The organism is Streptomyces sp. NPDC006879, assembly GCF_042869595.1.
Lineage (GTDB): Bacteria > Actinomycetota > Actinomycetes > Streptomycetales > Streptomycetaceae > Streptomyces.
In genome coordinates, this window is the sequence record NZ_JBIAGC010000039.1 from 47,538 (window position 1) to 56,932 (window position 9,395).

Annotated in this window: 7 protein-coding genes; 6 read left to right on the forward strand and 1 reads right to left on the reverse strand. The window is 70.0% G+C overall.

Going from position 1 to position 9,395, the window contains the following annotated elements:
- Nucleotides 1-118: 118 nt before the first annotated feature.
- Nucleotides 119-2,242: a protein kinase gene (locus ACFYMC_RS23730; RefSeq protein ID WP_388528612.1), complete on the reverse strand. Its 2,124-nt coding sequence runs from the start codon at nucleotides 2,240-2,242 to the stop codon at nucleotides 119-121.
- Between the two features lie 361 nt (nucleotides 2,243-2,603).
- Here ACFYMC_RS23730 and ACFYMC_RS23735 point away from each other — a divergent pair, with 361 nt between their 5' ends.
- The 6 genes from ACFYMC_RS23735 to ACFYMC_RS23760 form a co-directional block, all read left to right on the forward strand.
- A complete protein-coding gene (locus ACFYMC_RS23735) occupies nucleotides 2,604-5,135 on the forward strand; it encodes a discoidin domain-containing protein (RefSeq protein WP_388528614.1) in 2,532 nt (843 codons plus the stop codon).
- Nucleotides 5,136-5,302: 167 nt separating this feature from the next.
- Nucleotides 5,303-6,310: a helix-turn-helix domain-containing protein gene (locus tag ACFYMC_RS23740; protein WP_388528615.1), complete on the forward strand. Its 1,008-nt coding sequence runs from the start codon at nucleotides 5,303-5,305 to the stop codon at nucleotides 6,308-6,310.
- A 269-nt stretch (nucleotides 6,311-6,579) separates the two neighbouring features.
- Nucleotides 6,580-7,851, forward strand: coding sequence for a VWA domain-containing protein (locus tag ACFYMC_RS23745; RefSeq protein WP_388528617.1), 1,272 nt, complete (start codon nucleotides 6,580-6,582; stop codon nucleotides 7,849-7,851).
- The gene (locus tag ACFYMC_RS23750) at nucleotides 7,851-8,666 is read left to right on the forward strand and encodes a hypothetical protein (protein WP_388528619.1); all 816 of its coding nucleotides are present in this window, start codon (nucleotides 7,851-7,853) and stop codon (nucleotides 8,664-8,666) included. The genes ACFYMC_RS23745 and ACFYMC_RS23750 overlap by 1 nt, the downstream gene beginning before the upstream one ends.
- 185 nt (nucleotides 8,667-8,851) lie before the next feature.
- Nucleotides 8,852-9,193, forward strand: a complete 342-nt coding sequence (locus ACFYMC_RS23755) for a hypothetical protein (protein WP_388528621.1) — start codon at nucleotides 8,852-8,854, stop codon at nucleotides 9,191-9,193.
- A gap of 57 nt (nucleotides 9,194-9,250) precedes the next feature.
- Nucleotides 9,251-9,395: transposase (locus tag ACFYMC_RS23760; RefSeq protein ID WP_388528627.1), on the forward strand; the 145-nt coding region annotated here is incomplete at its 3' end.

Consider the following 9,395-nt stretch of genomic DNA (forward strand, 5'->3'; position numbering starts at 1 on the left):
GACGCTCGTGGACATATGTTCGACGGGTGGTGCCGACTCGTCGCGAAATGACCGGCAGTGGTTCGGCCACTGCCGCACGTACCGGTAGTGGCGCCCACGAGCGGGCGGCGATCCCGCATCAGCGCCAGGCGGGGTGGCCTTCCGGGACGCTGCCGGTGGTCAGGGCCCGTTGCCCACTGCCGTCCGCGCGTACGGCCCAGATAACCGGCTTCTCGTAGGGTCCGCGAACGAAGGCGACCCAACTCCCGTCCGAGGACCAGTTGGGATCCATCTCGTGGGCCGAGGTGGCCACCAGCGCGCGATCTCCGGTGCCATCGGTGCCGATCAGGCGGATGTCCCCCTTGGAACCCGACCCGTAGGCACCCGCCGTGTAGGCGAACAGATCGCCGTCCGGGGACCACACGGGGTCCAGTGCGGGATGGGGGAGGTCGGTGAGCTGCTGTGGTGCCCGACCTGGTGCATCGGGGTCCACGAGGTGGATCTGCCAGTTGCCCGGTGTCGTTTCGAGGCAGATCGCGATGCTGTCTCCATCTGGTGACCAGGCCGGGTCCTCGACCCGGCGGCTGCCGGTGGTCACCTGTCGTGCAGTGCCGTCGAGGACGTCCACGAGGAAGAGTTGCTGTACCCCGGCCTCCTTGCGAAGGACGGCGAGCCGGGTGCCGTCAGGGGACCAGGACACCCGTCCGCCCGCCACCGGGGCCACCTCGCGCGCCTTTGAGCCGTCGGCTCTGGCCACCCACACGGCCGAGCCCGCCGCGCTGCTGCGGGTGAACGCGAAGGACTTGCGGTCGGGGGACCACTGCGGCAGCGTGTCGCAGGCGCCGTCGTCGATGAGTTGTCGGGGCGCATCCACCGTGGACTGGCGTACTGCGATCACACCGTGGCAGGTCTTGGGCCAACCGGCGGCCGTGTCCATTCGGATCAGCAACGGGGCCTCGGGCAGGGCGGCCGGAGACGGGCTGGCCTTGGGGCTCGCGGCGGGCTTGGCGTCCTGCGGGGCCGAACCCTCCCAGGGGCGCCACACCAGCAGGCCTGAGGTCGCGCAAGCCCCCAACAGCACCACCAGACCCACCGCCAGTCGCCGACGGCGCCGCGCCCCGTTCGGGGCAGCTGCCGTCCCGGCGCCGGGCGACCCGGGCTCGATGTCGCGCCGGCCGCCGCTGTCGGTGTCGCTGTCGGGCAGTGAACCGTCCTTCGGAACCTCCGCTCCGGAGGTGGGCCGGCCCTCGGGGCGATCCGTGTCCACGGGCGCGGACGGATTCGCCCCGGCTTCGTCCAGTTCGGTGGCGCTCACAGCCGGCGCCTCGGCTACCGCGGCGGAAGCGGTCGGCAAGTCCTCCGCGGTCGGGGCGGCTTCCTGCGGAACGAGCGGGGCCGCCCCGTCCGGACGTGCCAGAAGCTGGCTGGCAGCCTCGGGAAGCCAGCCACCGTCGGCGCGGTGTCGCACCGTCAAGGAGTCGAGGAAGCGCTGCGGGGTGGGACGCTGGAGGGGGTCCTTCGCCAGGCAGGCCGCCACGACGCCGTGCAGGGACTCTGGGACGGCGCTGAGGTCCGGTTCCTCATGCACCGCCTTGTAGTGAAGTGCCGGCGAGGGCCCGTCACCGAACGCGGATCCGCCGGATGCCTGGCAGAGCACCACGCCCAGCGCGAACATGTCCACCGCCGGCGTCACCGCACCCCCGGTGAGCTGCTCGGGAGCGAGGAAGCCAGGCGTGCCGATCTGGAAACCCGTCTGGGTCAGTGCGGTGCCGTCCAGGGCCCGGGCGATACCGAAGTCGATCACCCGGGGGCCGTCCTCGGCGACGATGATGTTCGCGGGCTTGAAGTCGCGGTGGATCACGCCGGCCCGGTGGATGGCCTCCAGCGCCTCCGCGAGCCCGGCCGCCAGGACGGTGAGGGTGTCCTCCGGCAGCCTCCCGACCCTGTTCAGCACGGCCTGCAGGGTGGGTCCGGCCACGTAGGCGGTCACCAGCCACGCAGGGTCACCGTCCGGGTCCGCATCGACCACCGGGGCGGTGTGGAAGCCACCGACCCGGCGTGCGGCGCGTACTTCTTCGGCGAACCTGCGTCGGAAGCCTGGTTCGGTGCTCAGCTCGGGGCGCACCACTTTGACGGCCACCAGACGCCCGGAGGGGGAGCGGCCGAGGTAGACCACCCCCATGCCGCCCTGGCCCAGCCTTCCTACCAGTCGGTACCTGTCGTTACCGACCGAGGTCGGGTCCCCGGCTTCCAGCGGCTTCATACGTGCCCCGTTTCGCTGTGTGTGCCACGCCAGGATCTCCTACCGGCCGGGCCGCACACCAGTCAACCGGAACTCACTCGGACGACCGCGTCCGGAGCGCTGGGCGTCGGTCGTGAGCGCTGGGAGCCGGGCCCGTCCAAGTTCCGCGGACAGGCCCCCGAGGGGGCGACCGCCGGGGTGCGCCCGTCGCTGGCACGGGCCGGGGAGCGGTCCGGGTGACAGGGGCTGGACCTTCCGCCCGGCATCGCGCCACCGGAGCGGCATTGGAGCAATTTCACGCCAAGTCCGTTCCGAAACAGGCAAGTTGGTGGCACACTCACCTATCTTCTGGGGCGCAGTCCGCTCACTCCAGGAGGCCAGCTTGCACACCAGACCCACTCCTTCGACCCGCCGTGTCTTACGCCGGTCCAACCTGCTCATCGCAGGCTCGCTCAGTGCCCTCGTTATCGCCGTGACCCCCTGGCTGGGGATGGCGAGTCCGGGGCCCGAACCGACCCCGACTCCTTTCGCGCAGCAACAGGCGATGCAGTCACCCCATCACCCCATCGTTCCGGCGAACGCCATGGAACCCGCCGCCCCCCTGCTCGACCGCACTGGCTGGACGGCCACGGCCAGCGACGAGGAGACGGTCGGCGAGGACGGCCGGGCGGTCAACGTCCTGGACGGTGACCCGGGCACCATCTGGCACAGCAAGTGGGCGGGTACCGCCACCCTGCTCCCGCACTCCCTCACCATCGACATGGTGCACACGGCCGTGGTCTCCGGCCTCGTCTACCAACCCCGTGCCAACGGAGTCAACGGACGCATCGGCGAGTACCGCATCAACCTCAGCGACGACGGGCAGAACTGGACGAGTCCGGTCGCCACCGGCACCCTCGCCGACGACGGCGGGGTGAAGACCCTCGGTTTCGCCCCGAAAGGGGCCCGGTACATACGCCTGACCGCGCTGACCGAAGCGGGGAGCCGCGGTCCGTGGACCTCCGCTGCCGAAATCAACCTGCTCGGCGACCCGGGCACGCCCGCCGCCACGGTCGACCTACCGCGCACCGGCTGGACGGCCACGGCCAGCGACGAGGAGATGGTGGGCGAGGACGGCCGGGCGGTCAACGTCCTGGACGGTGACCCGGGCACCATCTGGCACAGCAAGTGGGCGGGTACCGCCACCCCGCTCCCGCACTCCCTCACCATCGACACCCAGCGTGCCCAACCGGTCGCCGCACTGAGCTACCAGCCGCGCCGGCAGGGTGCCAACGGGCGGATCGGCGCCTACACCGTGACCACGTCCACGGACGGTACGGACTTCGGGGCGCCTGTTGCCAGCGGCACCTGGCGCGATGACGACACCGTCAAGACCGCCACCTTCACCCGCACGGTGACCGCCCGCTACATACGCCTCACCGCCACCACCGAGGCCGCAGGGAGGGGGCCTTGGACTTCGGCCGCGGAGATTCGGTTGAGCGGCCCCGCCAATCCTGCCGTGCACGGCTCGTGGTCTCGAACCATCGGATTCCCGCTCGTGCCCGTGGCCACCGCTGTGCTGCCGGGCAACAAACTGCTCGCGTGGTCGGCGTACGCCGTAGATCGGTTCGGTGGGAGCAACGGATACACCCAGACCGCGGTGTTGGACCTCACGACGGGCCGGGTCACCCAGCGTCGGATCGACAACACCGGTCACGACATGTTCTGCCCCGGCATCGCCATGCTCGCCGACGGCCGGGTCCTGGTCACCGGAGGCAGCAACGCCTCCAAGGCCAGCCTCTACGATCCCGCCACCGACACGTGGTCCTCGACCACCGACATGAACATCGCCCGCGGATACCAGGCCATGACGCTCCTCTCGACCGGTGAGGCCTTCGTACTCGGAGGGTCCTGGAGCGGCGGAGCCGGCAACAAGGCAGGCGAGGTCTGGTCACCGGACACCCGCACCTGGCGCAACCTCCCTGGAGTGCCCGTCACCTCCGCGATGACCGCGGATCCGCGGGGTCCCTACCGCGCCGACAACCACATGTGGCTGCACGCGACTTCGGGCGGCCGGGTGCTCCAGGTCGGCCCGAGCCGGCAGATGAACTGGATCTCCACCGATGGCGAAGGAAGCATCACCGCGGCCGGTAACCGCGCTGACAGCCAGGACGCCATGAACGGTAACGCGATCGCCTACGACGTCGGCAAACTGCTGACCCTGGGCGGAGCACCGGCCTACGAGGACACCCCGGCGACGCGGCGCGCGTACACCGTCAACCTCGCTGGCGGACAGGTCAAGGCCGCCCGGACCCAGGACATGGACCACGCGCGGTCGTTCAGCAACAGCGTGGTCATGCCCGATGGCAAGGTGGCGGTGTTCGGCGGTCAGTCGTATCCGGTTCCGTTCAGCGACGCGACCTCGGTGATGACCCCCGAACTCTGGGACCCGGCCACCGGCACCTTCAGCCCGCTCTCCACCATGGCCATCCCGCGCAACTACCACAGCGTGGCCAACCTCTTGCCCGACGGCCGGATCTTCTCCGGCGGCGGAGGCCTGTGCGGCGACTGTGCCACCAACCACGCCGACGGCGCGGTCTTTACTCCGCCCTGCCTGCTCAATGCTGACGGGACGCCGAGGCCGCGACCCACCATCAACGGTGGGGTCCCCAGCCGCACCGCCCCCGGCAGTGCCCTGACGGTGACCACCGACGGGCCGGTGGAGTCCTTCGTGCTGGTGCGGGCCGCCGCAGCGACCCACTCCACGGACAACGACCAGCGGCGGGTACCGCTCCAGTCCACACCCGGCTCGGCCACGCAGTACACCGTGTCCATCCCGTCGGACCCCGGAGTCGTCCTCCCCGGCACGTACATGCTCTTCGCCCTCGACGCCCACGGAGTACCGAGTGTCTCGCGCCTGGTGACCATCGCCTGATGCCACAGTGGTACCCGGGCGCTCCACCCGGGTACCACCGCAACGGGGCTCCGAACGCGCGGAGGCTTCTCCCCGCCCCACGCCATGGAGGCCGGCAGGACTTCCTGGGGGACACTGGCACCGGCCCCGGCGGACGGGGCCGGCCATGGTCTTGGGAGGCATGCACGATGCGCGCGATGGTGTCCTCGGCGACGCTTCCGGCGGGAGACCGGTTCGAGTGGTTCTCCGCGCTCGTCGATGACGCCCTGATGCCCACCTCGATCAGTTGCACCAGCCCTGGTGCCTTCCACGCGGAGGCCTCCCTGCTGGACCTCGGCGCGACGCGGGTGTCGACCTTCCGTTACGCCCCGCTGAGGTCCCGCCGCACTGCGGCCCACATCCGCCGCGGTGACCCCGAGCAGTACCAACTGGCCCTGGTGACGGGCGGAACCATGTGGATCAACCAGCGCCGCAACGAGTCCGGGCCGATCTGCGGCGACCTGGTGCTGTGGGACACCTCGCAGCCCTTCGAGGCCGGCGCACCGGACGAGGGCCCTCCGGTGCGGGCGGTGGTCATCCAACTGCCCAAGGAAGACATGCCCTTCCACGGGCGCAAACTGGACCGCTTGCTGGCCCGGCCGCTTTCCGGGTCCCAGGGCGCCGGCGCGATCCTGGCCCGGTGTATCGCTTCCCTGGTCACCCACGGGGCCGAATGCGAGGCCGCGGCGGCGGAGCGGGTGGGTGCCGCCGTCATGGATCTGGCCAGCGCATGCCTGGCCCAGTACCTCGACGCGTACGAGGAGCTCCCCCGTGAAGCGCAAGAACGGGTGCTGCTGGAGAAGGTCAGTTCCTTCATCGACCTGAACCTGGGAGATCCGCGACTCAGCCCTGCGGCGGTCGCCGCCCACCACCACGTGTCGCTCCGCCGGCTGCACCAACTGTTCGCAAGACGAGAGGAAGAGGGCGTGGCAGCGTCCATCCGCCGTTGCCGCCTGGAGCGTTGCCGTGCCGACCTGTGCAGCCCGCTGCTGAGGGACCGTCCGATAGCGGCCATAGCCGCACGTTGGGGATTCAGCGGCCCTGGCGTCTTCAGCCGTGCCTTTCGGGAGGCCTACGGAATCAGCCCGAGCGAGGCACGTCGGGCAGCCGCTCAAACCGAATGCGCCCAAGGTGAAGGAATCCTGCGCGCGATGTGAACCGGGCCCCGGGCCCGGGGCATATCTTCGGGTGTGCGTTCCCGGTTGATCGGGGGCGCTGGTGGCCGTTCACACCGGCCTTGTCGTACGGGGGTCGACGAGACCGGTGTGGACGATCCGCGAAGGTGTTCGCCGCCCCAGCGGGAACGGCCGACAGTCGCTCTCCCAAACGACCGCCTCCTGCAGCATCCTGGCCACAACTGCTGCGATCTGATGAGGAACTGAACACTCGTTTGGAATCGCGTATGGTTCCTCAATACGATCCGGCGATGATCACTACAAAACGGGTCACGGTCGGGGTGTGCGGCCTACTGGCCGCCCTGACCCTCGGGCTCTTTCCAGGAATCGCCGCCGCCGGCGAGCCCACGGCGCAGGAATCCCCCAAGGTAGAACTGGTCCTGGACGTCAGTGGATCCATGCGGACCCGCGACATCGATGGTCAGTCCAGGATGACCGCGGCCAAACGGGCGTTCAACGAGGTGCTCGACGCCGTCCCCGAAGAGGTCCGTCTGGGCATACGCACACTCGGTGCCAACTACCCGGGCGACGACCGCAAGTTGGGATGCAAGGACACCAAACAGCTCTATCCGGTGGGGCCTTTGGACCGCACCGAGGCAAAGACCGCGGTGGCCACGCTCGCCCCCACCGGATGGACACCCATCGGTCCGGCGCTGCTCGGAGCCGCCGAAGACCTGGGGGAGAAGGACGGCGCGTCCCGCAGGATCGTGCTCATCACGGACGGCGAGGACACCTGCGCCCCGCTCGACCCGTGTGAAGTGGCTCGGGACATCGCCGCCCAGGGAATCCACCTGGTCATCGACACCCTCGGCCTCGTCCCTGACGCCAAGACCCGAAACCAGCTGATCTGCATCGCCGAGGCGACCGGCGGCACGTACACCGCCGTACAGCACACGGACGAACTCTCCGGCAGGGTGAGGCAGCTGGTGGACAGGGCGGCGACGCCGGTGGTCACTCCCGTCGCCACCGAGGGGACGCGCAGGTGCGAGGGGGCCCCGAAGCTCGGCGCGGGTCTCTACACCGACCGTGAGACCTTTGGTGAGCACCGCTGGTACCAGGTGGACGTGCTGCCCGGCCAGGAGCTCCGGGCTTCGGTGAGCATCGCTGCCGACCGGGCCGTCAACAGGGACTACGGAGTGCTGCTGCGTGCGACGACCACGCACGGTCGGGAGATCGTACGTGGATCGGAAGCCGGCGACGGGCGTACCGATCTGATCTCCGCCGGCCTGCGGTACCCCAAGGCTGAGCAGGACGACTCGGACGGGAAGCCGGCGGCGGAGACGGTCTGCCTCCAGGTCAGCAATTCCTTCTCCGCGCCGGCTTCCGTCAAGACCACTCCCGGTATGCCCGTCGAACTCGTCGTCGACCTGGTGGACGCGCCGGGCAAGGCGTCGGACGCGGCGGCCTTCGGTCTCGGACGTGGCTGGTGGCTGCTCGGTGTGCTGGTGCTCACCGGCTTCTTCGCAGGGCTGGTGTGGGGTTGGATCTCCCGCTGGCGTATCGCGGTCTGGAGGACCAACTGATGCGTACCGTAAGGACACTCACCGCCGCCCTGCTCGCCGCCGGCAGCCTGTTCGCCATCACCGCACCGGCGGTCGCGGCTAGCCCGTCGCCCACGGCCTCGGCTGGTGCCGAGGGGCCCAAGGAGGCCGGCACCACCTTCCGCACCGCCACCCCGGTCCACATCGACCAGCAGGCCACCGCCGAGGCTTCCACCGGGGACTACCTCTACTGGATGGTGCCCCTGGAGCAGGGGCAGCGCGGTACGGTGCGCGCAACAGTGGAACTGCCTTCGACCCAGGCCCGGCACGGCGCCTCGACCTGGCGGCTGGACGTCTACGACGGCCTGCGCCGCCGGCAGGCGTGCATGTACGGTGCCCAGACCCGGGCAGTGGCCAAGGAAGCCCCCTCGGTCGAACTGTCCTGCACCCTGCGCCCTGTTCGATCGGGGTCGGAACCCTGGGCTAACGACCCACTACCGGGTAGCTACTACATCCGGCTGACGGTGATCGACCTTGCGCCGGAGGACCTCGGCCTGCCGGTGCGGACGCAGCTGAAGACCGTGGTGAAGGAGACCGGGGGTGCCTACGCGGTCGACGGCGCTCTGGCCGCCCCACTGGTCCCCGGCATCGGTGTGACCCGGGGAGAGGGGGAGGGGACTGCCGCGCAGCAGCGTGCCGACCTCGCGGAGCCCACCGGCGGCTGGTCCACCCGCTGGTGGTCCGATCGTTGGGTGTGGACCGCGGTCGGTGGACTGCTCGCTGCCCTCGCGGGTATCGGCGGGTACGTCCTCACACGGGGGCCGGGTCGGCCCGGCCGCTCCTCGACAGGTGCCTGACCAGCGTTTACGCATACCCCAACGGGGCGTGGAACAAAGGGCGTTACGGGGCCTGCCCGCGAGTCTTCGGAGCGGGCCCCGTAAGGTGACTGCCGAGTCCGGGCCTCGCCCGCTACCACCACGTTCGGCATCCGGGGTCGCCCCCGGATCGGGCCCGCAACCGATGTGACGACCGAGGAGACGCGATGAAGCCGCCCGCCGAACTGAGCTCGCCCATCACGCCGTTCGATGAGGAGTTCGCGACGGATCCGGCGGCGGTCTTCGCCCGGCTGAGGAGTGCCGCTCCGGTGCACCACGTCGCGCTGCCGGACGGTTCACGGGCCTTGCTGGTCACACGGGAGGCAGATGTCCGGGCGTGGCTCGCCGACGCCCGTCTGTCCGTGGACAAGAAGCACGCCCACACCGGATACCGAGGCTTCTGCCTGCCACCCGCTCTCGATGCCAACCTGCTGAACATGGACGGCCCGACCACCTGCGGATCCGTCGCTTGGTCTCCAAGGGGTTCACCTGGGCTTGATCCGCTTTGACGGACACTCCTGATCAGGGGCTTCGCCCCCGGAAGGATGATGTCCATCATGGAGAGCATGGGGAAGAAGAAGCCGCGCCCTCGCCGCTCGTTCACGCCGGAGTTCAAGGCCGAGATCGTCGAGCTGTGCCGCCGGGGTGACCGGTCGGTCGGTCAGGTCGCGAAGGATTTCGACCTGACCGAGACCGCGGTGCGCCTGTGGG